This window comes from Cupriavidus sp. UBA2010, from assembly GCF_002335265.1.
Taxonomy (GTDB): domain Bacteria; phylum Pseudomonadota; class Gammaproteobacteria; order Burkholderiales; family Burkholderiaceae; genus Cupriavidus; species Cupriavidus metallidurans.
This window is the reverse complement of record NZ_DDCI01000008.1, coordinates 83,115-108,632: the sequence shown is the minus strand read 5'-3', so window position 1 is coordinate 108,632 and position 25,518 is coordinate 83,115. Positions and strand designations below refer to the sequence as shown.

Here is a 25,518-nt window from a genome sequence, read left to right as displayed (position 1 = left end):
CTTTAGCCCTCCCCCATCACCAATACGCAATTGCTACCCCCAAACGCAAACGAATTGCTCATCGCATGGCGCACCGGCCGGCCCAGGGATTCGTCGGCGCCCGCCACATGCAGCGGCGGCATCGCCGGGTCAGCGATGCCATCCCACCAGTGCGGCGGCAGGCGACCCCGGGGGTTGTCCGTCAGCGTCAGGTACAGCAGTGCGGCTTCCACCGCGCCAGCGGCCCCAAGTGTGTGCCCGGTCTGCGACTTGGTGGAACTGACCGGCAAATCGGCGCCGAACAGGTCGGACACCGCGCGCGCTTCCATCACGTCGTTCTGCTCGGTGGCGGTGCCGTGAAGGTTCAGATAGTCGATGTCCGCGGGCTTCAGCCCGGCGCGAGCCAGCGCCTGCTGCATGGCCGTCCGCGCGCCGACACCCGATGGGTCGGGTGCGGACATATGGTGGGCATCCGAAGTCTCGCCCCATCCGGTCAGCCGCACGGGCCCAGCCTCGCGGGACATCAGGAACAAGCCCGCGCCCTCGCCCAGATTGATGCCACGCCGGTTCGCCGACAGCGGATTGCACCGCTCCGCGCTCACCGAATCGAGCGAAAGGAAACCGGAAATCGTAAATGTGCACAGCGTGTCGACACCGCCCGCGATGGCCACGTCGACGATGCCATGCTCGATCAGGCGGGCCGCGGCCGACATGGCCTTGGCGCTGGACGAGCACGCCGTGGAAATCGTGTAGGCAGGCCCGCCAACGCCGAGCCGCCAGGCCAGGTAACGGGCCGGCGAGCCAAGCTCCTGCTGGGCGTAGTGGAACTGCTCGGGCCACGTGCCCTCTTTCGCGTGCGTGCGCACGGCAAGCTCGCCCTCGTAGATGCCGGACGTGCTGGTACCGAGCACGATCGCCACCCGCATCGGGCCCACCCGCGCGATGGCCGCATCCACAGCCGGACGCAAGCCGGCAAGCGTGCGCTCCAGCATGGCGTTGTTGCGGCTGGCCAGTTCCAGCGCGGTGCCCGCCGGAAGGTCGGTGGCCGCCATGGGCTCCGCAACGGTGCCCAGATGCAGCGGGCTACCCGGCGTGTAGCGTTCGGTGACCTCGCCACCAAACGGTCCGTCACTGCGCCACAGCGCAGCACGCACGGCGTCGCTGCCGCTACCGAGCGCGCATATCACGTTCATCGCGTTCAGATAGATCGTCATGGCGTCTTTCCTTCCTCCTGCAACGTGCGAATGGTCAGCCGATAGCCGTCACGCAGCTGCGTGAACAGCGTGGTGGTGGCATCCGGATAGCGCACTTCGGCAACGACCTCGTCGCCGTACCGCAGCACGCGCATGGCCGGCGTGGCATCGACGTGCCAGCCATCTGGCAGCGCCGCCTGAATCGCTTCGACAGGCCAGAGCGACAGTTGCAGGTCGCTCAGGATGCGCTCGGGCATCAGTTCCCGCGGAGCCCACGGGGCCCGCGTCACGTGCAGGTCCCGGCCATCCCAGTCGATACGCGCCAGCACCTGGCCGCCTGCCACGGCGGCCAGCCGCGTATGGGCGGCATCGGCTTCCAGCATCGCGATCATGTCACGTGTCTGCTCGCCCTGCGGCGACGGGAACTGCACTGTGATCTGCTGCTGCAGGTTCAGCGTCCTGCCCAGCGAGGCCGGCGGCAGGCGCAGCAGCGGCACCTCGGCCCGCGTCGGGGCGACGGTGGCGCAGCCCGCCAGCACCGCTAACGCGGCCAAGGCGGCCAGCATCGCGAGCGTCGCCAGCGCGGCGGGCAGCCTCAATCGTCGCAAAATTGCTCCAGCACGCTCAGCCGACGGCGCGACTCCGTCACGAATGGATTGTTCAGATCCCAGGCATAGCCCGCCAGGATCGACGAGATCATGTCGCGAATGTCGGTGGGCGCGTTGGGATGGAAGATAAGCTTCTGGAAGCTGCCTTCGTACCATGCCTCGACAAAGGCACGGAAGCAGTCAACGCCTGCTTTCAGCGGCCTGGCGTACTCGGTTTCCCAGTCAACGGTTTCGCCGGCCAACGCGCGCGCCACGCAGGCGGTGGCGAGGCTGGCCGACTTGAACGCGATCGTCACGCCCGACGAAAACACGGGGTCGAGGAATTCGCCGGCATTGCCAAGCAGTGCGTAGCCATTGCCCCAGAGCGACCGGACGTTGGCCGAATAGCCGACGATCTGGCGGGCCGGCGTGTCCCACTCGGCATCCTTCAGCAGCTTCGCGAGGCCCGGCTCCTCGGCCACGAGTTGCCTGAGGCGAGTCATTTCATCGCCTTCGTACCGGTCGAGGAACGACTTCTCGGCCACCACGCCCTGTGAGCAACGCCCGTTGGAGAACGGGATGGTCCAGTACCAGACATCGACGTGTTCCGGATGCACGCTGACGCGGATCTTGTTGCGATCGAAGCTGCCCCCCGGAATCCTGTCGGCCACGTGCGTGAAGATGGCGGCGCGCACCGGAAAGTTCGACGGCGACTCCAGGTCCAGCAGGCGCGGCAAAACCCGGCCAAAGCCGGAGGCGTCCAGCAGGAAGCGTGATTCCACCTGATACACGTTGCCATCCGGATCGCGCACGGTGACAACCGGCGCAGCACCGCTGACGTCCACCGCTTCCACGACATGGCGAAAGCGCACCTCGGCGCCCTGCTTCTGCGCCTCGCGAATCAGCACATCGTCGAAATGGGCGCGCTGCACCTGGTAGGTGGTGCCCCATCCCGGCGAGAATTTCTCGCGAAAATCGAAATCGGTATAGCGGTCGCCACGCGCGAAGGCCGCCCCGTTCTTGTACTGGAAGCCCGCCTCCACCACGGCCTGCAACATGCCGGCCTCCTCGATGTAAGCCATGCTCTGGGGCAGCAGGCTCTCGCCGATCGAGAAACGCGGGAACGTTTCCTTTTCGATCACCAGCACGCCGATGCCGCGCTTGCGCAGCAATCCGGCCGCCACGGAACCCGCCGGGCCCGCGCCGACGATCAGTACGTCCACTGTCTCTTTCTTCATTGAGATCCTTCCTGACTGATTTGATGCGATGACGTTCCGGGCAGCGGCCTGAACCACGGCGACATCACCCAGACCGCACCCACGCCCGACAGCATCGTCGCCCCGAACGCATGAAGCGCGGGTGTCGACGACAACGCAAGCAGCCCGAACGCCAGCAACGTGCTGGCCGCCCCGAGCACGATGGCGGTCCAGGACACGCCATCGCCCGGGTGTTCGAGCAGGAAAATGCCATAGTCGACGCCCACACCCAGCAGCAGCGCCAGCGCGAGCACCGAGAACAATTGCAGTGGCACGCCGGTCCAGCCCAGCACGGCCACACTGAACGCAGCCGCCAGCAGCGTCGGCACGAGCGCGCGCCAGCCCGAGCGGCCATAACGCCACCAGAGCAGCAGTGCCACGCCCACGGCGCCTGCCAGCAGGAACCAGCTCATCAACACCCGGTAGTGATGGAGCAGGAACGAGATATCGGCCACGCGATCGACCCACTCCGCGCCGGGCACCTGCCGCACCGACGCCGCGATACCGGCAATCGCCGACACGTGGTCGAGGCCGCGCAACAGCATCACGCTGGCAAAGCCATTGCCTTCGCGACCAAGCCACAGGTGCCGCAGCGTTTCCGATACCGGATTCGCCAGCCACGCGGGCAGCGTCAGCACGGCGTCACCAGCACGCGCGGACGGAGCGGGCGGCGCGATCGAGCCGCCCACTGCGCTGGCCACGCGTGCGCGGATCGCCGCCTCCTGCCGATCGGCCAGCGCGGCATCGGCTTGCTGACGGCCGGCGGACGGCACCCAGTCCGAGATCGCAATGAAGCCGGCCAGATCGCCGCGCCGGATCGCATCGGCCAACCCGGCCTTGATCGCTTCCTCGCGCGCGAGCACCTCGTCCGGCGTCGCACCGCGCACGAGGATGAACTGCGCCGGGCTGGGCGTGCCCAACAACTGCCCTGCCGTGCGTTGCGCCTCGATCAGCGCGGGCGGCGAACTCTGCAGTTGCCGGATATCGTCGGCAACGCGCACCTGCCAGATGCCGGTCGCGATGAACAGCATCAGCACGCCAAGCGCCAGCCAGGTACGCCGGTCATTGCGTGCGTATGGCCAGCGCGCCAGGCTATCGGCGAGCCAGGTGGAAAGACGTGTCGGACGCAGGTTGCCCCGATCGAGCAAAGGGAACCAGAACAGCACGGTCAGGAATGCCGTGATCAGGCCAACCGCGGAAAACAACGCCATCTGGCGCAGCCCGGGGAACGGTGCGATGCCAAGCGCGAGATAGGCCACTACGCTCGTAGACAACGCCAGCGCCAGTCCGGGCGCCAGGAAGCGCATCACGGCAGGTGGTGTCGCGCGTGGCATGGCCTGGCGCGTCACAAAATAGTGGATGCCGAAATCCTCGGCCACCCCGACCAGACTGGCGCCGAACACCAGCGTGATCAGGTGGACGCGGTCGAAGACGATCGCCGTGGCGGAGATTGCTGCCGCCGTCCCGATCAGCAGTGACAGCCCCACCAGCACGATGGGCCGCAGCGACCGGAAGGCCAGCCACACCAGCAGCAGCACCGCGGCCAGCGAGCCCCATCCGATCACATTCATTTCCCAGTTGGCCTGCGCGGCCGCGGCTTCGGCGTGCAGCGGGATGCCGGCCGTCACCACGCGCACGCCGTCGTCGCCCTGACGCGCCGCCGCTTCTGCCGCGTGGAGCAGGTCGCCGTAGTCGGTGCTGCCATTGGCCGAAAACGCGGGCTTGGTGATCCGATAGGTCAACAGCACCCAATCCTTGCCTTCGCCGGTCACCGTTGCCAGACCATCGCGCTCATGCACGCGGGTCACCGCCGCGCGAGACAGCCACCAGTTCTGCCACAGCCCGAGCGGGTCGGACGCCCAATCGGTCAGGCGCGGTCCGGTGGAAAACTGGTAGAGCCGCGTCAGCGCCTGCTGCGCGAGCGTATCGGCATCGGTCGTCCGCAGCGCCTCGCGCTGCGCGTCGGTCAGAAGCCCGTCGCGCCACGGCCGGTAGAACGCCAGCGCCGCATCGAAATCGAACGCGGCAATCTTGTCGACGGGCTTCAGCAACGCGCTGCCGCCGGACGTGGCCTGCGAGAAGCGCTGCGCCGCCGCGCGCGTGCGGGCCCAGTCCGAGCCCCCCACCAGCACGACGATCTCGCGCGACACACCGTCGGTCAGCTGACGCAGCACGCGATCGGCCGTGGCGGTGCGCTCGCTGGTCGGCAGCAGCGCCATCACGTCGGTATCGAGCCGCGATGCACGCCAGAACTGCACCTGGTGCGCGATCAGCGCAATCACGAGCAGCAGCCAGCCAATCGCCAGCAGGCGCTCGCGGCGGGACAGCCCGCCCTGCATCGCGGCCCCGTGGGCCAGTTCATTCAAAACGTTGTTCCTCCGAAGGACTGAGTTTTTCCGCTCCGGCGGGGTCGATCATCCTGACGACAGTGCTGTCGCCGCTGGCTTCCTCGAGCCTGACGTCGCGGACGTAGCGGTCTCCGGCCAGATCGATCCGCGTGAACGCGCGGCGCACGCCCGCGTCGGTCGGCGTCAGGGTCAGCGTCCAGCCCGACTTGCCAACGAGCTTGCCGGTCACGTTAAAGCGCGTGGACAGACTGCGCAGGTCGCCGCGCAGGATCGCGATCATCGACTCCCCGACCAGCCGCATGGCGGGCTGGGCATCGGCCTGCATTTCCTGCTGCACCTTGCCGTCCGCGCCCCGCATCACCAGCTTCTCGGGCGTGACCAGCAGGCTCGACGCGAACGGCTCACGCGTGGCCCACACTACGCCCCGGCCTCGCGCCATCACGAAGTCGCCCCGGGAGATCAACGGGTTACTGAAGCCGGCCAGCCTCCGCGTCTGCTCGAACTGACCATGGATGACCGGCGCATCGGACAACCGCGCCGACACGGCCGCGGAAAGGTCCTCGGCGTGCGCCGGTACCACGCTCATCACCGCCAGCGTCACCAGCGCAAGCATCGCCTGCAGAGCACGGCGGCGCATCATGGCTCGACTCCAAGCCGCTGCAGCAGCACGGGCGGACTGACGTACTGCATCTCCTGCGTGGCCAGATCCACCGCCACCTGGATGGTGTATCCCTTGGTCAGCCGCGCGCCGGACAGCGCGTCGCGCATCTCGTAGTCGATTCGGAGCCGGTTCTCCCATTCCACGAACGTGGCACGCACGATCACGGGCTGGCCATATCGCAGCGGGCGAATGTACTTGACGCGCACGTCGACGATCGGCCAGGCATAGCCCGATGCCGACATCTGCGGATAGTCGTAGTCGATCTGCTGTAGCAACGCGCAGCGTGCCAGCTCGAAGTAACGGAGATAGTTGCCGTGCCAGACCACGTTCATCGGATCGAGGTCGTGGAACGCCGGCGTCAGCGTGATCTCATGACTCAGGATTCTTGGCATCGCGCTCCTGTGCGGGCTGCTGCATGTCACGGCGGCCGATGCTGATCGGATCGTCCGCCCAGAAATCATAGAAGTTGAACCAGTCGTACGGCGAACGCGCCACGAGGTCCTCCAGCCAGCGGGCGTAGGTCGCCGCCAGCGCCTGCAGACGTGCCTCGCGTGTGGCGCGCGGCAGCGTCACGGCGTGTTCCAGCTCGGTGAAGCGGATCAGGTGCCCGCGCCCTTCCCGCACACAGCCCATCGCGTACAACGGGCATTTCAGCAGGCTCGCCAGCACATAGGGCCCTACCGGGAAGCGTGCGGGCTGACCGAGGAATGGCACCCGCACAGCCCGGCCACCGTGCGCGGGCGCGCGATCGCCAGCAATCGCCACGAATTCGCCTGCCTCCACGCGGGCGGACAGTTCGAGCGCCGTGGCCGGAGAGATATCGTCGATCTGGTAGAGCTGCAGCATCGAGTCCGGGTCCAACCGCGCCAGGATGCGATTGAAGCGCTCGGCATGGGCGCTGTGGACCAGCACGGTCAGCCGCAGCCCGTTCAACCGGTTGGCCATCGCCCGGCAAAGCTCCAGACAGCCAACGTGAGCCGTCATGATGATGCCGCCCCGCCCGCTCGCGATCTGCCGGAGCAGCACGTCGCCGCCTTCCTTGGAAACATGCTCGAAGCGATACCGTCCGCCAATGGCCAGCAGCTTGTCGAGCATCGTGTCGCCGAACGAAAACAGATGCCGCAGCGACTGGCGCCACGTAGGCTGTGTGCCCATGGCGCCTGTTGCCGCCTCGACGCGCGCGAGATATTCCATCGACGACCGGCGCGCCAGCGGATACGCCAGCCAGAAGTAGACGACCACGGGGTACATCACCACGCGGAACAGCAGCCGGCCAAACGCGCGGTAGAGGCCGTAGAGCAACCAGATGCCCCAGACGCAGGTGGCTTCGCCGATGGCGCTCCAGTGCGGCGTGCGGCGGCGCGGCGTAGCGCCCGGAGTTTCGGGGTGCAAGGTGCTCATGCGGGGCGCACCTTGCGCCACAGCAGACGCGGCATTCGCCACAACATGCCAAAGAACAGGCGGGTCAGCATCCCTGTCATCAGCAGGTTGTCCTGGATAAGACGGAAATGCGAGACGCCATCGCTGGGATACGTCACCCGTGTCGGAACGTTGACGACCGACACGCCGCGCCAGTACAGGCGCACGATCACCTCGGTGTCGAACTCCATGTGGTGGCCGAGCCGCACGTCCTGCATGAGCGCTGTCACCGCGTCGAGCGGATAAACCCGCAAGCCGCACATCGAGTCGCGGATCTCGAACGAGAGCGTGTTGATCCACACCAGGATGTGCGTGAGATACCGGAAATAGAAGCGGTGGCGCGGCACCGTCTGGTCATACACCGGGCAGCCCGCGATGACCGCCGTCGGGTTCTCGCGTGCCAGCGTGAAGAAACACGCGATGTCGTCGGCATTGTGCTGCCCGTCGGCATCGATCTGCAGCGCGTGCGTATAGCCGAGCTTCGCTGCCTCCTGGAAGCCGGCCATCATCGCCGCGCCCTTGCCCCGGTTTTGCGGCAGGCGGATCAGGATCACGCGCTCCCCATGGGCATCGGCAAGGTCGCGCAGCACCTGGCTGCACGCCGGGCCGCTGCCGTCATCGACCAGCAGGCAAGGCCACGGATGCCTCAGGATGGCCTCGACCATGGCTCCGATGGCATGTTCGTGGTCAAAGACCGGAACCAGCACGATGGGACGAAAAACGGCGGTCATGAAACAGCGGGGTGAAAAACGATCTTGCCGCTCGCGTGCGAGCCGGCATCGGAGGTTAGTCGAAAGGCCAGCGTGCATGACGCCGGCTGCCAGTCGAGCGCCATGCGCACCGCTGCGCCGGGACGCATCACAGCCTGGAATTTGAGCACATCCAGCCTGGCAAAACGTTGACGTGGCGGGACCGCCAGACGTTGCGGCGCCAGCGCCATGACCCAGTCGACCTGAGCGACGCCGGGCACGATCGGCGCGCCCGGAAAGTGGCCATCGAAGATCGCGAGGTCTTCGGCGATGTCCAGCTCGGCCGTGGCCGACGTATCGTCGGCCTCCACCCAGCGCGCCACCGGAATACTGTGGCGCAGCAGTTCGCGCAGCATCGCCTCGGTGGTCTTGCCCTGCGCGTTGCACGGCAACGCCTGCGGGAACGCCCAGCGCCGCGGCAACGCCAGCCGGTCAACACCGTCGGCCAGCGCACGGCGCAGCGCGGCAATCAGCGCATGACGGCCCTTGCCGTCGAGCATCGACTGGCCGGCCTCCTGCAGCACGATGGCCGCGCCCACGCGCGTGCCGATAGCGGTCTCGATCAGCAACGCGCGGGCTTCGCGCACCAGCGGCGACGCCAGCAACTGCTGCTCGATCGCGCTCAGCGACACCCGTTTTTCCTCGATCTTGACGATGCGGTCCGCCCGACCAGCCAGCGCGAATCCGCCATCTCCAGTCGGCAGCACCCGGTCGGCACATACCTGCCAGTCATCGTCAGCGAGGTGGGCCGAGCGCACCGCGAGGAACCCCTCCTGCAGCCGCCACGCCACACCGGGCAGCGGCGTCCAGTGGTCGTCCCCTGCCGCGCGCTGACGCCACGCGATGCCACCGGTCTCGGAACTTCCAAATACTTCGATCGGCGAGACACCGATATGGCGCAGTACATCCGACGCCCCCTCGGGCGGCAACGGGCCACCAGACGAAAACACCGCCCGCACCACGCCACGCGTGGCGGCCCAGTCCAGCGCTTCCGGCATCCGCTTCAGATGCGCCGGGCTGCTGACCAGGACCACCGGTGTCCGGTCTTCGGCACAGGCCGCGACCAGCTCCTCATGGAACGCCATGCGTGCCACCGGCATCGGCCGGCCCACCGCCAGCGGCCACAGGATCGTGAACAGCAGGCCGTAGATATGTTGATGCGAAACCGTAGTCAGCAGACGGCTTTCTCGCGGCATCGTCGGTCCAAACGCCTGTTCGAGCGCATGGACCTCTGCCTCTAGCTGCGCCAGCCGCTTGGGCGCTGCCTCCGGCGCACCGGTGGAGCCGGACGTGAACAACGTGATCCAGGTTTCGCGCGCGTCCAGGCGGGGCCATTGCAGCGGAGACTCCGTGGCCGACGGTTGCAGGCCCTGCGGAAGATCGCCGGCCATGCCATCGACCTGCTCGCGCAGCGCGGCAAGCGTATCGGGCCTCGCATCGCCGGGCAGCAACACATGCTTGCCCGCGTGCCAGGCACCGAAGAGCGCGGCGGCAAACTCGGCCGGGCTGTCGACGAACAACGCCCAGCGCGTGCCAGGCGCCGCCAGGAACGCGTGTCGCCATGCCGTTGCCCGTGCGACCAAGGCGCGAGCATCGTCTCGGGCAGCCAGCGCCGCCATCGTTGCACTGACGCCGTTCAGACGGTCATCCATGATGGCCCTCCGCATGACGGCGCTTCACGCGCTGACGCACCAGCCACTCCACCGCGAACATCGCGCCGATCAATCCGTAGGCAATGCCGCCGTTGTAGATCGCCCAGGCACGGTCGCTACCGGCCAGGGCCGTGATCGCGGCAATCGTGCCGTTGACGACAAAGAACACGCACCAAGCCTGTGTGACCCGGCGCGTATAGGCCACGCCGCTCGGCGGCAAATCCGGCTCGCGCAGGCGCGCAAGGCGCTCGATCAGCGTGGGAGGATGGCGCAGGCTCCAGCCAAAGACGGCGAGCATGGCCACGTTGACAAGGACGGGGTAGAGCTTCAGCGGCAGTTCATGATCCGAGGCCAGCACCGCAATTGCCAGCGCGGCCGCCAGCAGCGCCGTGACGCGCCAGCCGGTCTGGCGGCTGGTGGCGGCGCGCAGCAGCGCGAGCGCGACCAGCGCCAGCGCCATCACGCGCGGCGAGTAGTGCTGCAAGCCGAAGTAGATCACGAGCGGGTAAGCCATCGTCAGCAGCCCCAGCCCCCATTTGCGCCATGCCATGTGCTTGTCAGGCGGTGGCCGGCGAGTCGATCAGCGATGCCAGGGTCCGCACCACGTCGCCCACCGTCTTCACCGATTTGAACTGCTCCGCCCGGATCGGACGGCTCATCAGCGGCTTCATTTTCACCAGCAGGTCCACGGCGTCGATGCTGTCGATATCGAGATCGTCATACAGGCGCGCATCGAGCGTGATGCGGGCGGGGTCGATCTCGAACATCTGTTCGAGCACCCCGGCCACGCGTGCGAAGATTTCGTCGTGCGTCATGCTTGTGGCTCCGTGTTCCCCGATTCAAACCATCCAGACCATGATCCGCGCGTCAGGCGGTGGCCTGGCCGCGCTGCGACGCAATATAGGCGGCCAGCGTGGCGACGCTGGCAAACCGGGCGCGGACTTCCTCCTTCTCGCCCTTCATGGTGACGCCATAGCGCTTCTGCAGCGCCAGACCGAGCTCCAGCGCGTCGATGGAATCGAGCCCCAGCCCTTCCACGAAGAGCGGCGCGTCGGTCTCGATATCTTCCGCCTTGATATCTTCCAGAGACAGCGAGGTAATAATGAGTTCCTTGATTTCCTGCTCAAGCGACTTCACGGCGGATCTCCCGAGAAAAATAGTCAGATAGTGAATGATTCAACCGGCGTACGGCCTTTACGGGCTCCAGGCCTTGCGGCACCCACTGGGCGACGCTGACATCGGCATGAACGTCGATGACAAAGCGCGGCCGCCGCCGTGGGACGTGGTACCACTTCTCGCCTTTAGTCAGCGTAGGCGGTACGCAGCGGATCACCACCGGTGTCAGCGCAATATCACCGCGCACGGCCACGTTGGCCGCGCCGCGCTGCAATTGCAGCGGCGCGCCGGGCCGCGTGCGGGTGCCTTCCGGAAAGATGATCAGGCTGCTGCCGCCGCGGAGTGATGCGATGCAGTCGTCGACCATCGCCACACCACCGCTGTCGTTGCGTACCCAGCCGGTGGCCTGCACGGCCCCCCGCGTGAACGGATTCCGCGCCAGCGCCCCCTTCACGACGCAGTTCGCGTCGGGTGTCAGCGCCAGCAGGAAGACCGCATCGATCAGCGACGGGTGATTGGCCACGATCAACAGGCCGGGCCGGCGCAGCCGTTCTGCATTGCGAATTTCGTAGTCCAGCACACCCAGGGTGCGCATCAGCCACAGGAATCCCCAAAGCGTGGAATGAATCACGCGGCGACAGGCCCGCTGCGCCCTGGCGCGTGCCCAGAGCATCAGCGATAGCAGCGGGAATACCAGAACGCCCAGCACCAGGCCCCCGATGCCGAAGATCGCGAAGCAGAATGCCGTGGCGATAACGCGCCATGCGCGGCCGAGCCGGTCAACCATGGCGACTCCACTTCCAGATCGCATGATCCGCGCGATGCACCAGTTGCGACTTGCCGGCCCCTGCGTCATTGGACAGGACGAAATGCAATACCTCCAGGCCGTGTGGCAGCAGCGGCTGGCCCTGACCGTCCACGGGGCCGTTCCCCGACTTGTCGGTCACCGCGGTCGCGGGATCGGCCAACTCGAGCCGCCACACTGGCGCGCCGGCACGCGGCAAGCCCACGCGCCACGCCCATCCATACAGGCACTGCGGTTCGTCGGCATACGTCAGGTACGGCTCGGGAAGCGGTGTGTCATAGCAGACCAGCAGGACCTCGTCGGCACCGTCGGCCAGCAAGCTGCAGGCCTCGACGATGGCGGCCTCTACGGTGTCCTTCCCACCGGACAACGCCTGGATATTGGATGCCGCGCTCCGGTCAATGGAAAACATCGCCCCAATCGCGTTGTGCACGGACAGACCGAACGCCGTGGGCGACAGCGGTTCGCCGGCGGCAAGCTCGCTCAGCATCGAAAAAGCGCGGCGCGAATCCCCGTGACGCGAAGCGAAGACGGCCGGCATTACGCCTGCGTCATTGGCGGCGATCTCGTAGGCGGGATGTAGCGCGGCACGTCCTGTGGCATTGACACGGCGACGCAACATCGGCGCCATCGCGGCAAGCGCAGGCAGATCAGCACCTTCCGGCAGCCATGGGGCTCGGCTCCATGCCAGCCAGTCGGCGTGTGTCTGCAACGCCGGCGCACATGCCGCCCATGCGCGGATCTCGAATTCAAGTGTCATGCCTTGCGCGTGGGAGGATTGTGACCCGGTCCGCCACCAGATTCTGATAGGTTGGATATCTGGTCGGCGGCGCATTCTCTCATGCTCCTGCGCGCACTGGCTGTGCCAGAAAAGTAACGGAATCTCGGAAATGTAACAGGGCGGATGCAGCACTTTTTTGCCGCTCCGCCCTGTTGACTTGCCGTGGCCGCCGTAGCGGCCGTCGCGGTACTTAGCGCGCCGGCAGGATTTTACCTGTTACCTCGCCGAAGCCGACGCGATACCCCTCGCCCTGACACCAGCCCGTCATGGTCACGGTATCGCCATCCTCGAGGAAACCGCGCTTCGCGCCATCGGCCAAGGTGACGGGTTCCGCACCATTGCGCGTGGTTTCCAGCAGGCTGCCGCACGAATCCGACGTAGTGCCGCTGATCGTGCCGGAGCCCATCAGGTCGCCAATGCGCACATTGCAGCCCGATACCGTGTGGTGGGCCAGTTGCTGCGCCATGGTCCAGTACATCGCCTTGAAGTTGGTGCGGCACACCGTGCTGGCTGCCGTGGCGCCGGCTGGTTGCAGCGCCACTTCCAGGTCGATGTCGTAGGCGTTTTGCCCTTGCTGCTGCAGATACGGCAACGGCTCCGGCGATTGCGCCGGGTTTTCGCGGCGGAACGGCTCCAGCGCGTCCATCGTCACCACCCACGGCGAAATTGAGGTGCCGAAGGACTTGCTGTTGAACGGACCGAGCGGCACGTACTCCCACTGCTGGATATCGCGGGCGCTCCAGTCGTTGAGGATCACCAGACCGAACATATGGGCCGGGGCATCGCCCGTGCTCACCGGCTCGCCGAGGTTCGAGGGCTTGCCGACGATAAAGGCCATCTCAAGCTCGTAATCGAGCTTGCGGCAGGGGCTGAAGATCGGGCGCGCCTCGTTCGGCAGCTTGATCTGGCCATTGGGACGATGCAGCGCGGTGCCGCTGACGACCACCGAACTCGCACGACCGTTATAGCCGATCGGGATTTCGAGCCAGTTCGGCAGCAGCGCGTTGTCGGGGTCGCGAAACATGCGGCCAACGTTGGTGGCGTGTTCGCGCGACGAATAGAAGTCCGTATAGCCGGGAATATCTACCGGCAAGTGCAGCGTGGCGGCCGACATCGGCACGAGTGCCTTGTCGCGCAGCGCTCCATTGCCAGAGAGCCGCTGGTCATCGGCGGACAGCAACGCGGTCAGGCGCGCGCGCACGTCGGTCCAGACCGGCTTGCCCAGCGCGATAAAGCGATTGAGGCTCGACGCTGCAAACGCGCCCTTGGCCGCCGTCGGCATCAGGCCGGCATCGTCCAGCGCAGCCAGATCGACGATCTGGTTGCCGATCGCCACGCCTACACGCGCCGCGCCGCCCGTGGTCGAAAAGATGCCATACGGCAGGTTCTGCAGCGGGAAATGGGTCTGGCCGTCGTTCGCGGAATCGACCCAGCTAGTCTTGGGGGCAGTCATTATCTTGTTACTCCTATTGGTGCGAGAGTCGCGTCAGATCAACGCACGTTCGGGTTGAAATGCTTCTTCAGGCCTTGCCAGCAGGTGTAGTAATCGTGCTGGAGCAGCGCCGACTCGGCAGCGTGCCGCGTCGGACGGATCACGCCCGGGGTTTCGAACATGAATGCCATCGTGTCCGTGATGTGGTGCGGCTTGCTGGTGTCAGAGGCGGACGCACGCTCGAAGGTCTCCGCATCAGGGCCGTGACCGCTCATGCAGTTGTGCAGGCTCGCTCCGCCCGGCACAAAGCCTTCGGCCTTGGCGTCGTACTCGCCCGCGATCAAACCCATGAATTCGCTGGCGATATTGCGGTGGAACCAGGGCGGACGGAACGTGTCTTCCGCGGCCAGCCAGCGCGGGCCGAAGATCACGAAGTCGATCGTGTCCACGCCTGGTGTATCCGACGGCGATTGCAGCACCAGGAAGATCGACGGGTCCGGATGGTCGTAGCTGATCGAGCCGATCGTGTTGAAGAGACGCAGATCGTACTTGTACGGCACATAGTTGCCGTGCCACGCCACCACATCGAGCGGCGAGTGGCCAATGTCGGCACGCCACAGATTGCCCTGGAAACGGGCGACCAGTTCGAAATCGCCTTCGCGATCCTCGTAGCTGGCGACCGGCGTCAGGAAATCACGCGGATTGGCCAGCCCGTTGGAGCCGATCACGCCGAGGTCGGGCAGCTTGAACATCGCGCCGTAGTTCTCGCAGATATAGCCACGCGCGGCGCCGTCGGGCAGTTCCACACGGAAACGCACGCCGCGCGGGATCACTACGATCTCCTGCGGCTCCACGGCCAAGCGCCCCATCTCGGTGATGATCAGCAGACGGCCCTCTTGCGGCACGATCAGCATCTCGCCATCGGCGTTGTAGAAGAAGCGGTCCCGCATCGACGCGTTGGCCAGATACAGATGGATCCCGCACCCGGACAGCGCTTCCGGACCGCCGTTACCAGCCATCGTGACGATGCCATCGACGAAGTCGGTGGGAACGGTCGGCATGGCCGGCGCACTCCAGCGCATCTGATTGGGCGACGGCGCCACTTCGTCGAACCGGCTCAGCCAACGATCTTGCTCGATCAGCGTGAACGGCTTGTGCATGGCTGCCGGGCGAATGCGATACAGCCACGAACGGCGATTGTGGGCGCGCGGCGCGGTGAACGCGGTGCCCGACAGCTGTTCGGCATACAGGCCATACGGCGCGCGCTGCGGCGAGTTGCGTCCTACCGGCAATGCGCCGGGCAACGCCTCCGTGGCGAACTCGTTGGCAAAACCGGACATGTACTGCGCCACGGCCGTGTCAGCCACATTGAGTTGGGTCTGGGTCATGAAGTCTTCCTCTCACTTTGCTCGTACCTGCGACGCGGCGAGCATCCTGGGCGGCAAGGAGACCGGCTGCTGGCGACCGCCAGGCCCGTCTTATGACGATGTCTCCGCCTTTTCTTCGATTTACGTATTGTGAAATCGATTTACCAAATCGTAATCATCGTCTTGCGCAATGTCAAACCACAATTACGATAGGCGACAGCGCGCGAGCAAACGCGCAGATGCACGGATGTGCTGCGAAAGCAGGACGGACAGGGAGGAAAGTCTTTCGGAAAGGGGCTGCCAGTCACGCCGGAGAATCGGCGAGGCAGAATGCCGGCTGCATGGACGACAGCGGCGATGGCTGCGCCCAGGCCAGCCAGGAGGAAAGGGGCATCGCGCCCGAATGCAGGGGCGACTGGACCTCGGCACGGCGAACGAACATTCGCCGTGCCGAGAAATCCGGAGCCCTACCGGGCTCAGACGGGCTTGTGACCTTCGGGCGTCGAGCCCGAACCGAACCCGCCAGGGGCCGGCGCGGAAGGCGCGGCGGTTGCCGGGCCCGCCATCGATGCGGCTGTTACGCCGCCATTGCGGCTGGCAATGAATGCGTTCACGTCTGCCGCAAGATGCTGCGGAGCAAGTACGACCTCGAGGCCCAGTGCCTCACAGGCCGCGAGGAACGTGGACATACGCGGATCGGCTTGTCCCGATTCCGCCCGTAGATAAGCTTCCCGGGATATCCCGGCCTTACGGGCGACGTCCTCCTGCTTGAGCTTGCGCGCTCGACGCAACGCCCGCAGTTGCCGGAACGGTTCGCTAGCGCCTCTTGGCACGGCTGTACTGTTCATGTCGGTCTCCAGTCACCAGTGAAAAAAAAGTGCGCGGACGTGCATTCGAGTATAGAGCACGTAAAGCGTTCCGTAAGGTCTTCTGGAACACTTTTGCAGATTTCCTATGATGGCTCGCTCCGTTCTTCCAGACTCTCATCCAAAAGACGGATAGAGCACAACTTCCTCCTCCCGCCACACACATAACGGGACCGCCTGTTTTGCGTTGACGTCACATCAGTATCGTCAATGTGTGGCACAAGGCAAGTTGACAAACCGACCGGTCGTGCTATTCTCAAACCCATGCAAAAAGGCCAACTCACTCGCACCGCCATCATCGAGCAGGCATTCCGATCCGCGACGCAGGTCGGGTTCGAACAGTTGTCGCTCGCGGCCCTGGCGGCGGACACGAACATGTCCAAGAGCGGGCTATACGCGCACTTCAAATCAAAGGAGGCGCTGCAGGAAGCCGTGCTCGAACACGCGATGGAGCGATTTGGCGAGATCGTGATCAACCCTGCCATGCGGCAGCGCCGTGGCGCGCCTCGATTGCTGGCGCTGTTCGATGGCTACCTGGCATGGCTGGGCGGCACGGTTGTGGAGGGCCGATGTATTTTCATGGCCCTCTCCCAGGAATACGCAAATCGCCCCGGAGTCATACGCGACAAGGTTGTGCAGGCATTCAAGGATTGGCACAGCACGATCGTGCGCGTGATTGGCGATGCAGTGGATGAAGGTGTATTGCGCGCCGATACCGACGCGCACCAGTTTGCGTTCGAAATGGAAGGCATCGGCATGTCCTTCCAGTCGTCATTCAAGCTGATGGGCCGCGCCAGTGCCGAAACGATGGCACGGCGCGCCTTTGCAAGACTGGTCAATGACCTGAAAGAGAATCGCGCCGAACCGCTCGTTGCGGCACGCTAAGACGGAAATAGCAGCGTTCGAGCATCCGCACGATAAGTATCGGTGACGGCAGCGCGGTGTATCCAACGGCATTTTTGCCACTTTTTCTTGCCCAAAAAATAGCACGACTGGTCGGTCGTGACGTACAAAAAACTTCAGGATTCACTGGGTCTTACTGCCGGCCTGACCGGTTGAAGCATCCGCAGGAGGAGTTTGTCGTGTCGCAAGTGCTGTCATCGTCAACCCAAACCCGCCCCGCCCGTGCATCCGCACCCGGCGAGACGGCCTCCAATCGCCGACGCGCCGGCGCCACACTTTCCCGTTTGGCCGGTGCGATAAGTCATGCCAGCCGACGTCTGAGCTGGCAGGCCGGCAGCCTGCTTTTCCCCGAGGCGACTTCCCGGGCGCTGGAGCACCTGTGGTTCAGCCCGCCGCGTGCGCGATCCACGCCCGACGGTCTGCGCTTGCTCGACACCGCCCGCACAGAATGGGCACTGGTCACCGGCCAGGGCGCCAGCCGGCGCGTGCGCGTCTATCGCTGGGGCAGCAAGGGACCCGTGATTCTGCTTGCGCACGGCTGGGGCGGCGAAGCCGGCCAGTGGCACGCCGTGGTCAGCGGCTTGCTCGCGGCAGGCATGCGGGTGGTGGCATTCGATGCGCTATCGCATGGCGCCTCGGACGCAGGCGCGCGCGGGCAGGATCAAAGCTCGATCATCGAGATGGCCCGATCGCTTCTGGCCGTTGCCTGGCACGTCGGCCCGGTCCATGCGGTGGTGGCCCACTCGATGGGCGGCGCGGCCACGGCCCACGCAATCCGCGAAGGCTTGCCCGTGCGCGGCGTGGTCATGCTCGGTTCTCCCGCCGACATGCACACCGCCTGCTCCACCCTCGCGTGGCAACTTGGCGTGGCGCCACACGTGCAGACCCGCATGGAGCGTCGCAGTGAACAGTGGCTGGGCACGCAGTGGTCCACGTTCAACGTACCCGACGTGGGACGCACGCGCCCGGTACCACCCGCGCTGGTGATTCATGATCGCGAGGACAAGGAAGTCCGCTGGGAAGACGGTGCGGCAATCGCCGGCGCGTGGCCAGCCGCGCGGCTGGTAACAACCCAGGGCCTCGGGCATCGCCGCATCCTGCGTGACGCTACCGTGATTGGCCATATTTCCGGCTTCGTGAACGATCTGCAGGCGATACCGCCCGTGCATCGGATGACAAGCGCGCGGACGTCACCGGTCACCACCATCTAATCTCGTCCCGACTGCAAGCCAAGTAAAAGGGGCGGGCCTCGCGAGAGGCCCGCCCCTTCATATTGGTATCGCGCGCTGCTTGGCAGTTAATTGCACATATACCGCTATCAGAAGCCGGAGAGCACCAGCTTGCCGATCGTTCGCCCGCCTTCCAGCAGCGCATGGGCGCGACGCAGATTGGCTGCATTGATGGTGCCGAGGTTGTCGCCCACCGTAGTCCGCAGTTTGCCGGCATCGATCAACCGCGCCACCTCGTTCAGCAGCCGATGCTGCGCGATCATGTCCGGCGTCTGGAACATCGCCCGCGTGAACATTAATTCCCAGACAAAGCCGGCGCTCTTGTTCTTGAGCGCCGAAATGGCCAGTGGGCCGGTATTCTCCACGATCGTGCAGATCGTTCCCTGCGGGGCGATAGCCTCGGCCATGGCGTTGAAATGGCGATCGGTGTCGTTGAAGCAGAGGACGAAGTCCACATGCGCGAAACCCAGCGCGCGCAGTTGGGCCGGGATGTCGCCGTGATGATCAATCGTATGGTCGGCCCCAAGGCCGCGGCACCAGGCTTCGGATTCCGGCCTGGACGCTGTGGCAATCACCGTCAAGCCAGCCAGAACCTTGGCAAGCTGAATGCCGATCGACCCTACGCCACCCGCACCACCGATAATCAGCACCGACTTGCCGGCATCCTCGCCCTTCGGCGAGATACGCAGGCGATCGAACATCGCTTCCCAGGCCGTGATGGCCGTCAGCGGCAGCGCTGCCGCTTGTGGGAAATCGAGCGAAGCCGGCTTGTGGCCGACGATCCGCTCGTCTACCAGGTGGTACTCGCTATTCGCGCCGGGGCGCGTAATGCTGCCGGCGTAGAACACGGGATCGCCTACCTTGAACAGCGTGACATCCGCGCCGACAGCCACGACGGTGCCAGCGGCGTCCCAGCCCAGCACGCGCGGCGCATCCTCGACCTTGTCTTTCGGCGCCCGGACCTTGGTGTCCACGGGATTCACCGCGATCGCCTCCACCTTGACCAGCAGGTCATGGCCGCTGGCCTCGGGCTGGGCGATCTCGACATCGACGAGCGACTGCGGATCGCTGATGGGCAGGTAACGGGTCAGACCAATGGCTTTCATGGCGGCATCCTTTTAAGGGAGAGATAAGCGGATGCTAGTCGCAAACGATCCCGATGATTAGCCGGAAGATCCCGCAATCACTTTCCTGCATGTCGGGAAAATAGAACGACAAAAAAGCCCGCGCGAGGCGGGCCAAGGTTTTACAGCGCACTCACTCAGGTCAGGTCCTCCGGAACAGGACGGTATCCCATCGGCGTGCCAGCACTATCCTGGACGAATCTCCTTGCATGGGCTTCGCGCATCGGCTTGAGCACGAAGATCGCCATCAGGGCCGATACCGCTGCCATACCGGACGCCAGCATGAACACCGCGTACCAGTCGCCTGTTGCCGCCGTGATAACACTGGAGAACGGCACAAGCAGTGCGGCGGTGCCTTTCGCTGTGTAGAGCATCCCCGCATTGGTCGCCGCGAACTTCGGCCCGAAGGTATCACCGCATGTCGCCGGGAACAGGCTGTAGATCTCGCCCCAGGCGAAGAACACGATGCCGGTCAGGATTACGAATGCCGTTGGGTTCTGCCCGTACTTGGCCAGCAGCAGGATGCCAACGGCTTCGACCGCGAACGCCAGGAACATGGTGTTCTCGCGACCAATGTTGTCGGAAATCCAGCCGAAGAACGGACGTGTCAGACCATTTAGCACGCGGTCGATGGTCAGCGCGAAGGTCAACGCCGGCAGGGTCAGGCCAAGGATGGAGACTGGCGAGTCGTGCAGGCCGAAGTCCTTGGCGATGGGCCCAAGCTGCGCCGTTGCCATCAGTCCGCCTGCCGCCATCATCACGAACATGGCGTACATGACCCAGAAAATCGGCGACGACAGCACCTGGCGTGGCGTGGCGTTGTAGGTGGCCGCTGCCTTCAGCGTGCTCTTCACGTCCGAGAGGATCTTGGCCGACGGCGGATAGAGCAACATGCCGAGCAACACCACGACGATCCCCTGCCCGAGCCCAAACCACAGGAACGTAGCCTCGTAGCCGCTGGACTTGATCATGTTGGCAATTGGCACCACGGTCGCGGCCGAACCTGCACCGAAACCCGCGGCCGTCAGTCCCGCCGCCAGCCCTCGACGATTCGGGAACCACTTGAGGGCATTGCCCACGCAGGTCCCGTAGACCGCCCCGGCCCCGACGCCACCCACCGCTGCCGCGAAGTACAGCATCGGCAACGATGAGGCCACCGAGTTCAACGCCCAGGCCACCGCGCAAAGCAGGCCACCACCAATGACCACCGGGCGTGGCCCGTACTTGTCGACCAGATACCCTTCGATGGGTACCAGCCAGGTCTCCGTGACCACGAAGATCGTGAATGCCACCTGGATCGCGGTGCGACCCCAGTGGTACTTCTCGTCAATCGGATTGACGAACAGCGTCCAGCCGTACTGCATGTTGGCGATCATCGCCATGCAGATCACACCGAATACGAGCTGCGTCCATGGCGATGCAAACCATGACGTCGGCGCGCTTCCGTTCTGCTGAGGTTCCATGGTGTCTCCTTCTGGCAACCGTGGTCGCCGTTGTGGATGGGCATCTGCGGAGATGCCTCTGGTCTATCGCGTCGCTTCACCCTGCTGATCTCGAACAGCTGAGCCGTTCTAGTGCTATACGGTATGTGATATATCAACAGTGTCAAGGCAATTTGGATGCCTGCCTGACCTATCGTGCAGACATTCTTGACGACGGTTTTCGAGGGGCTGGATCAATGGTGCGCAAGGTGCATCAAACGCACTGCCCTGCCCCGGCAAGCCTCATTCCGGATCAAGGACTTAGGTACGGATCCGGCATCAATGCCCAACCGGAAAAAGCCGGCGCGAAATGTTGCGGCGCACGTCGTGAATCGACCGCCCTAGGGAAAGTCCCAAGCGGCGAATCAGACAGGCAACGGATGAGTGGCGGGTGGTTCAGAACACCACCGCATGAACCCGAAAGGGCATCGGGACTATCGGAGACCGCCTCGACAGGCTTGCGTGGAACCGTCTGCGCGAAACGAAGGGAAAAACAAGGAAGGAACGGCCGTGGTGAAACTGCTCGGTACTGCTGGACATCAGGAGTTGCCGGCCGTCACAAGGCTCCTGCTGGTAAAACTCGCCTGGGAGTATCAGGCGTGCGCGAATTGCGGCTGCACCGATGTGGAGGTGCTCGGCGTTGCGCGGCCCGCACCGTCAATTTCCTGCGTGGACCCGAGTCCGGCGAAACGACCATGGTCTTGCGCCGTGGCCAGCAGGCGCATCGGCAGGCGCGTTGCCAGCAGGTAGGTCACGGCGACACCCGTCGCGATCAAACCGAGGGCGATGGCGGAAAGCAGTACGGCGTTCATGAAAACTCCTAAGTGAGATAGATCAAGGAGTCCTCAGTATATGCTGCACTGCGGCGTCTGTAAATATTTTGTATGTGATATATCAATAGACGCGTCGCTCTAAAAGCAACAACGCACCCCATAGGGTGCGTTGCGCATCTCAAATTGAACGTCCGTTGCATCAAAAGTTGATCGGAATACGCCTGCGGCAGTGCCGCACGTGAATTCGATTCAATGCCCTACCCCACTTTCTTCAGCAGCCCCTGATTGGCGTAATCGCCACGCTCATATTCCTGGGCACGCAGGTTGTCCCACACCGCCGCCGCATTTGGCTTGAGCGACCGGGCCTTGCGGCGCACGAGCATGACGTTCGAGGTCACCTGCGGACGCAACGGGCGCAGCACTGCCGAGGGCGCAATGCCAGCGGCCTGCGCCCGCGATGGCACCACACCGATCCCCAGCCCCATCGCCACCATGCCGAAGACCGCGGCAAAGTGGCCCAGTACCTGCAATGAGCCCGGTCGTACGCGATAGGCGGCCAGCGCGCGCTCCACCGCGGGCTGGATGCCGGAACTCTGATCGAGCGTCAGCACCGACGCATCGCCCAGTTCGCCCCACCCCAGTGATTCACGCGCGGCCAGAGGGTGCCCCGCCGGCAGCACGGCCTGGAAAGGATCCACGCACAGGGGTTCACAGTAAAGATCGTCGCAAGGCGCTGGATTGCTGGCGATGCCGAAATCGACCTCTCCGCTACGCACACGCTGCAGCACGCATTCATGCGAGCAGTCGCGCAGCGTGATGCCGATGCCGGGCCATGCCTTGCGGCAGCCAGCCACCCACATCGGCAACGTCATCGATGACAACACCGGATCGGTGGCGATCTGCACCGTGCCTTCACACGGTTTGCCGGTGCCGTGGCTATCGCGCAGTGTCTGTTCGACTTCCTCGACCAGATGGCAGATCCGTTGCGACAGCATCTCGCCCGCATCGGTCAACTCCACCTGGCGCGTGGTGCGATCGAACAGCCGCTGGTCGATCTCCTCTTCCAGTTCGCGCACGCTTCGGCTGATGGCCGACTGTGTCAGCCCAAGCTCGGCCGCAGCACGTGTGAAGCTCTTTTGGCGAGCCACCGCAGCGAAAGCCTTCAACTGGGGAAGCGATACATTCATGCTGCCGCTCCTTTCCGCATTCGCCGGACCGGTTATTCACCCTTGCCGGTCGAGAACCCGGCCATGTATGTCGCGTGATCGCTGACGGGCTGCGCCATCGCGTGGCCGGTGATGAAGCGGCGACGCATCGGCTGCAACACGAACTTGGCAGAAAGCCCCGCTGCCACGGTCATCACGGCCGCCACTGTGAACACCAGGTTCCAGCCACCGTGGTGGGACAGCACGGACGCCAGCGGCACCAGCAGCGCGGCGGTACCCTTCGCCGTGTAGAGCGTGCCGGCGTTGGCCGCGGCGAACTTGCTGCCAAACGTATCGGCGCAGAGGGCGGGGAAGATCGAGAAGATCTCGCCCCAGAACAGGAAGGTCAGCGCGGCGAAGAGCATGAACCAGTAGGGGTCATGGCCCAGTTCGAGCAGCCCGATCAGCGACAGCCCTTCACCAATGAAGATCACGAACATCGTGTTCTCGCGGCCGATGCGGTCGGAGATAAAGCCGCACAGAGGACGCGTGAGCCCGTTGCAAAGGTTGTCGATCGACAGCGTCATCGTCAGCAGCGGCAGTGTCATGCCAAGCATCGTGACCGGCATCGAGGCAAACCCGAAGTCCTTTGCAATCGGCCCAAGCTGCGCGGTAGCCATGATGCCGCCCGCGGCCACCGCCACGAACGAGGCATAGATCACCCAGAAAACCGGCGTGCGCACCATCTGGCCCGGCGTGAACTCAACCGGGTTGGTCAGGATGGCCTTGTTCGCCACCACGCCCTTGGGCGGCTGCGGCTTTACCAGCAGCAGCGCCATCGCGAAGATCAGCACACCCTGCAGGATGCCGAACGTGAAGAAGGCATGCTCATAGCCGGACTTCTGGATCATGTTGGCGATGGGAATCACCGTCAGCGCCGAGCCTGCGCCGAAGCCCGCAGCGGTCAGTCCTGCCGCCAGGCCGCGCTTGTCCGGGAACCACTTCAGCGCATTGCCGACGCACGTGCCATAGACACCGCCCGCGCCAATCCCCGCGATCACGGCAGCCGTGTACAGCATCGGCAGGGTCGTGGCGTAAGAGTTCATCACCCACGCCAGTCCGGCACAGATCGCGCCGCCGGCCACCACGGGGCGGGGCCCGAACTTGTCGACGAGCCAGCCTTCCAGCGGCACGAGCCAGGTTTCGGTGACGATGAAAATGGAAAACGCAACCTGGATCGCCGATTCGCCCCAGTGGTGCCGGGCGTTCATGGGGGTGACGAACAATGTCCAGCCATACTGGAGGTTGGCCACCAGCCCCATGCAGATCACGCCGATGAAGAGCTGGAACCAGCGGTTGCGAAGCAGCCCGCCATTGAAATTGCCCACGGCGGAGCCTGCCGCGTTGGTGTGCGCCATGTCGTGTCTCCTTGCATTAGTGTCTTTCGCGCTCTGGTGGCGCGACTGCTGGGCTGGCCTTGTGGACGCCCGACTTTTTCACTACTGAATGAGCGCGCCTGACATTGCGGCACGTTGCATCTGTGGATTGATGCTACTTCAAACTTAGATCAGCACAGCATAAAGTTTTTTATTATGATCATTGACGATCATTTATAGATTGCAGGATATCGTGCGATGAAGAACGCGACGCTTCGCCAGCTGAAAGTGTTCGAAACGGTGGCCCGCCATCTGAGCTTCTCACGTGCGGCGGAGGAGCTTCATCTCACGCAACCTGCTGTTTCCACACAGGTTCGACAGCTCGAACTCCATGTCGGCCTGCCCCTCTTCGAGCAGCTTGGCAAACGCATCTACCTGACGCCGGCCGGCACCGAGATGCTGCATTACAGCCGATGCATCATCCAGCAGTTCCGCGAGGCCGAAGACGCGATGGCGCAGCTTAAGGGTATATCCGGGGGGCGCCTCAACGTCGCCGTCATCAGTGCCGGTGACTACTTCTTTCCCCGCCTGCTGGCCGAGTTCATGAACCGGCATGAATCGGTCACGCTCAATCTTGCTGTGCACAATCGCGAAGAACTGCTGCATCAGCTAGCCGGCAACCTGACCGATCTGGCGGTAATGGTTCGCCCGCCGGAAGGCATGGATACCATCGCCGAAGCATTCGCCCCCCACCCTTACGTGATCGTCGCCGCGCCGAACCATCCGCTGGTGGGCCAGCGCAATATTCCGCTGTCTGACCTGGCCGAGGAAGCATTCGTCTCGCGCGAGAAAGGCTCGGACACCTGGAACTCGATGCAGGAAGGCTTCGCGGGGCGCTTGTCTAACCTGCGCATCGCGATGGAGATCAAGAGCACCGAGACCATCAAGCAGGCGGTGATCGCGAACATGGGCATCGCCTTCCTGTCAGCCCACACGGTGGGGCTGGAACTTCAGGCCGGCAAGCTGGCTGTGCTCGACATTCAGGGCTTCCCGGTAATGCTCAACTGGTACGTGGTGCACCGCAAGAACAAGCGCCTGCCACCCGTGGCCCTGGCATTCAAGCATTTCCTCATGGAAGAAGGCGCCACGCTGATCCAGCAGATCACTGGCGTGGAGGGGCTGATTCGCCCGCGCGCCATCCATAAATGATTGCTTATGATTTTGCGATGAAACTTTAATTATCGTAAATCGATCGTCCCATCTAAGCTGCAGGCAT

The 25,518-nt window shown here is 64.5% G+C and carries 25 protein-coding genes; 3 read left to right on the top strand and 22 right to left on the bottom strand.

Annotation, left to right across the window (positions count from 1 at the left end; translation table 11 throughout):
• Positions 1 to 2 precede the first annotated feature (2 nt).
• The 17 genes from B2246_RS02850 to B2246_RS02770 all read right to left on the bottom strand — a co-directional run bounded on the left by B2246_RS02850 (position 3) and on the right by B2246_RS02770 (position 16,193).
• A complete protein-coding gene (locus B2246_RS02850) occupies positions 3 to 1,193 on the bottom strand; it encodes a beta-ketoacyl-ACP synthase (RefSeq protein WP_286881788.1) in 1,191 nt (396 codons plus the stop codon).
• On the bottom strand, positions 1,190 to 1,780 hold the full coding sequence (locus B2246_RS02845) for a DUF3261 domain-containing protein (RefSeq protein ID WP_286881789.1): 591 nt from the start codon (positions 1,778 to 1,780) through the stop codon (positions 1,190 to 1,192). Before B2246_RS02845 ends, B2246_RS02850 begins: the two co-directional genes overlap by 4 nt.
• Positions 1,768 to 2,997, bottom strand: a complete 1,230-nt coding sequence (locus B2246_RS02840; protein WP_186426570.1) for an NAD(P)/FAD-dependent oxidoreductase — start codon at positions 2,995 to 2,997, stop codon at positions 1,768 to 1,770. The genes B2246_RS02845 and B2246_RS02840 overlap by 13 nt, the downstream gene beginning before the upstream one ends.
• Complete coding sequence (locus tag B2246_RS02835; RefSeq protein ID WP_286881790.1) at positions 2,994 to 5,381, bottom strand: MMPL family transporter; 2,388 nt, start codon at positions 5,379 to 5,381, stop codon at positions 2,994 to 2,996. Before B2246_RS02835 ends, B2246_RS02840 begins: the two co-directional genes overlap by 4 nt.
• The gene (locus tag B2246_RS02830) at positions 5,374 to 6,003 is read right to left on the bottom strand and encodes a LolA family protein (protein ID WP_286881791.1); all 630 of its coding nucleotides are present in this window, start codon (positions 6,001 to 6,003) and stop codon (positions 5,374 to 5,376) included. Before B2246_RS02830 ends, B2246_RS02835 begins: the two co-directional genes overlap by 8 nt.
• Positions 6,000 to 6,416, bottom strand: a complete 417-nt coding sequence (locus B2246_RS02825; protein ID WP_008646577.1) for an acyl-CoA thioesterase — start codon at positions 6,414 to 6,416, stop codon at positions 6,000 to 6,002. The genes B2246_RS02830 and B2246_RS02825 overlap by 4 nt, the downstream gene beginning before the upstream one ends.
• Positions 6,394 to 7,425 (bottom strand): lipid A biosynthesis acyltransferase, encoded by a 1,032-nt coding sequence (locus B2246_RS02820; protein WP_008646578.1) that lies wholly within the window; start codon positions 7,423 to 7,425, stop codon positions 6,394 to 6,396. The genes B2246_RS02825 and B2246_RS02820 overlap by 23 nt, the downstream gene beginning before the upstream one ends.
• Positions 7,422 to 8,174 (bottom strand): glycosyltransferase family 2 protein, encoded by a 753-nt coding sequence (locus B2246_RS02815; RefSeq protein ID WP_008646579.1) that lies wholly within the window; start codon positions 8,172 to 8,174, stop codon positions 7,422 to 7,424. The genes B2246_RS02820 and B2246_RS02815 overlap by 4 nt, the downstream gene beginning before the upstream one ends.
• Positions 8,171 to 9,844 (bottom strand): AMP-binding protein, encoded by a 1,674-nt coding sequence (locus B2246_RS02810; RefSeq protein WP_286881792.1) that lies wholly within the window; start codon positions 9,842 to 9,844, stop codon positions 8,171 to 8,173. Before B2246_RS02810 ends, B2246_RS02815 begins: the two co-directional genes overlap by 4 nt.
• Positions 9,837 to 10,394, bottom strand: coding sequence for a hypothetical protein (locus tag B2246_RS02805; RefSeq protein WP_286881793.1), 558 nt, complete (start codon positions 10,392 to 10,394; stop codon positions 9,837 to 9,839). Before B2246_RS02805 ends, B2246_RS02810 begins: the two co-directional genes overlap by 8 nt.
• Before the next feature lie 7 nt (positions 10,395 to 10,401).
• A complete protein-coding gene (locus B2246_RS02800; RefSeq protein ID WP_286881794.1) occupies positions 10,402 to 10,659 on the bottom strand; it encodes an acyl carrier protein in 258 nt (85 codons plus the stop codon).
• Between the two features lie 52 nt (positions 10,660 to 10,711).
• Positions 10,712 to 10,981, bottom strand: coding sequence for a phosphopantetheine-binding protein (locus B2246_RS02795; protein WP_008652283.1), 270 nt, complete (start codon positions 10,979 to 10,981; stop codon positions 10,712 to 10,714).
• Complete coding sequence (locus tag B2246_RS02790; RefSeq protein ID WP_286881795.1) at positions 10,968 to 11,747, bottom strand: lysophospholipid acyltransferase family protein; 780 nt, start codon at positions 11,745 to 11,747, stop codon at positions 10,968 to 10,970. Before B2246_RS02790 ends, B2246_RS02795 begins: the two co-directional genes overlap by 14 nt.
• Positions 11,740 to 12,525, bottom strand: a complete 786-nt coding sequence (locus B2246_RS02785; protein WP_286881796.1) for a beta-ketoacyl synthase chain length factor — start codon at positions 12,523 to 12,525, stop codon at positions 11,740 to 11,742. The genes B2246_RS02790 and B2246_RS02785 overlap by 8 nt, the downstream gene beginning before the upstream one ends.
• 211 nt (positions 12,526 to 12,736) lie before the next feature.
• Positions 12,737 to 13,999 carry a fumarylacetoacetase gene (fahA, locus tag B2246_RS02780; protein WP_286881797.1) on the bottom strand — a complete coding sequence of 421 codons (1,263 nt, stop codon included), beginning with the start codon at positions 13,997 to 13,999 and terminating at the stop codon, positions 12,737 to 12,739.
• A 38-nt stretch (positions 14,000 to 14,037) separates the two neighbouring features.
• Positions 14,038 to 15,366 carry a homogentisate 1,2-dioxygenase gene (gene hmgA, locus B2246_RS02775; protein WP_008652287.1) on the bottom strand — a complete coding sequence of 443 codons (1,329 nt, stop codon included), beginning with the start codon at positions 15,364 to 15,366 and terminating at the stop codon, positions 14,038 to 14,040.
• A gap of 455 nt (positions 15,367 to 15,821) precedes the next feature.
• A complete protein-coding gene (locus B2246_RS02770) occupies positions 15,822 to 16,193 on the bottom strand; it encodes a helix-turn-helix domain-containing protein (protein WP_081596883.1) in 372 nt (123 codons plus the stop codon).
• A 282-nt stretch (positions 16,194 to 16,475) separates the two neighbouring features.
• Here B2246_RS02770 and B2246_RS02765 point away from each other — a divergent pair, with 282 nt between their 5' ends.
• On the top strand, positions 16,476 to 17,096 hold the full coding sequence (locus B2246_RS02765) for a TetR/AcrR family transcriptional regulator (protein WP_286881798.1): 621 nt from the start codon (positions 16,476 to 16,478) through the stop codon (positions 17,094 to 17,096).
• A gap of 197 nt (positions 17,097 to 17,293) precedes the next feature.
• A complete protein-coding gene (locus B2246_RS02760) occupies positions 17,294 to 18,325 on the top strand; it encodes an alpha/beta fold hydrolase (protein ID WP_040011351.1) in 1,032 nt (343 codons plus the stop codon).
• 107 nt (positions 18,326 to 18,432) lie between these two features.
• Here B2246_RS02760 and B2246_RS02755 read toward each other — a convergent pair whose 3' ends face one another.
• The 5 genes from B2246_RS02755 to oxlT (B2246_RS02735) all read right to left on the bottom strand — a co-directional run bounded on the left by B2246_RS02755 (position 18,433) and on the right by oxlT (B2246_RS02735) (position 24,284).
• Entirely contained in the window at positions 18,433 to 19,449 is a 1,017-nt protein-coding gene (locus tag B2246_RS02755; RefSeq protein WP_186426565.1) for a zinc-binding alcohol dehydrogenase family protein, read from the bottom strand.
• A 155-nt stretch (positions 19,450 to 19,604) separates the two neighbouring features.
• Positions 19,605 to 20,930, bottom strand: coding sequence for an oxalate/formate MFS antiporter (gene oxlT, locus B2246_RS02750; RefSeq protein ID WP_008652292.1), 1,326 nt, complete (start codon positions 20,928 to 20,930; stop codon positions 19,605 to 19,607).
• Between the two features lie 611 nt (positions 20,931 to 21,541).
• Complete coding sequence (locus B2246_RS02745) at positions 21,542 to 21,760, bottom strand: hypothetical protein (protein WP_008652293.1); 219 nt, start codon at positions 21,758 to 21,760, stop codon at positions 21,542 to 21,544.
• A gap of 218 nt (positions 21,761 to 21,978) precedes the next feature.
• The gene (locus tag B2246_RS02740; RefSeq protein ID WP_008652294.1) at positions 21,979 to 22,908 is read right to left on the bottom strand and encodes a LysR family transcriptional regulator; all 930 of its coding nucleotides are present in this window, start codon (positions 22,906 to 22,908) and stop codon (positions 21,979 to 21,981) included.
• 32 nt (positions 22,909 to 22,940) lie between these two features.
• A complete protein-coding gene (gene oxlT, locus B2246_RS02735) occupies positions 22,941 to 24,284 on the bottom strand; it encodes an oxalate/formate MFS antiporter (protein WP_008652295.1) in 1,344 nt (447 codons plus the stop codon).
• Between the two features lie 216 nt (positions 24,285 to 24,500).
• Here oxlT (B2246_RS02735) and B2246_RS02730 point away from each other — a divergent pair, with 216 nt between their 5' ends.
• Complete coding sequence (locus B2246_RS02730) at positions 24,501 to 25,451, top strand: LysR family transcriptional regulator (RefSeq protein ID WP_008652296.1); 951 nt, start codon at positions 24,501 to 24,503, stop codon at positions 25,449 to 25,451.
• Positions 25,452 to 25,518 lie beyond the last annotated feature (67 nt).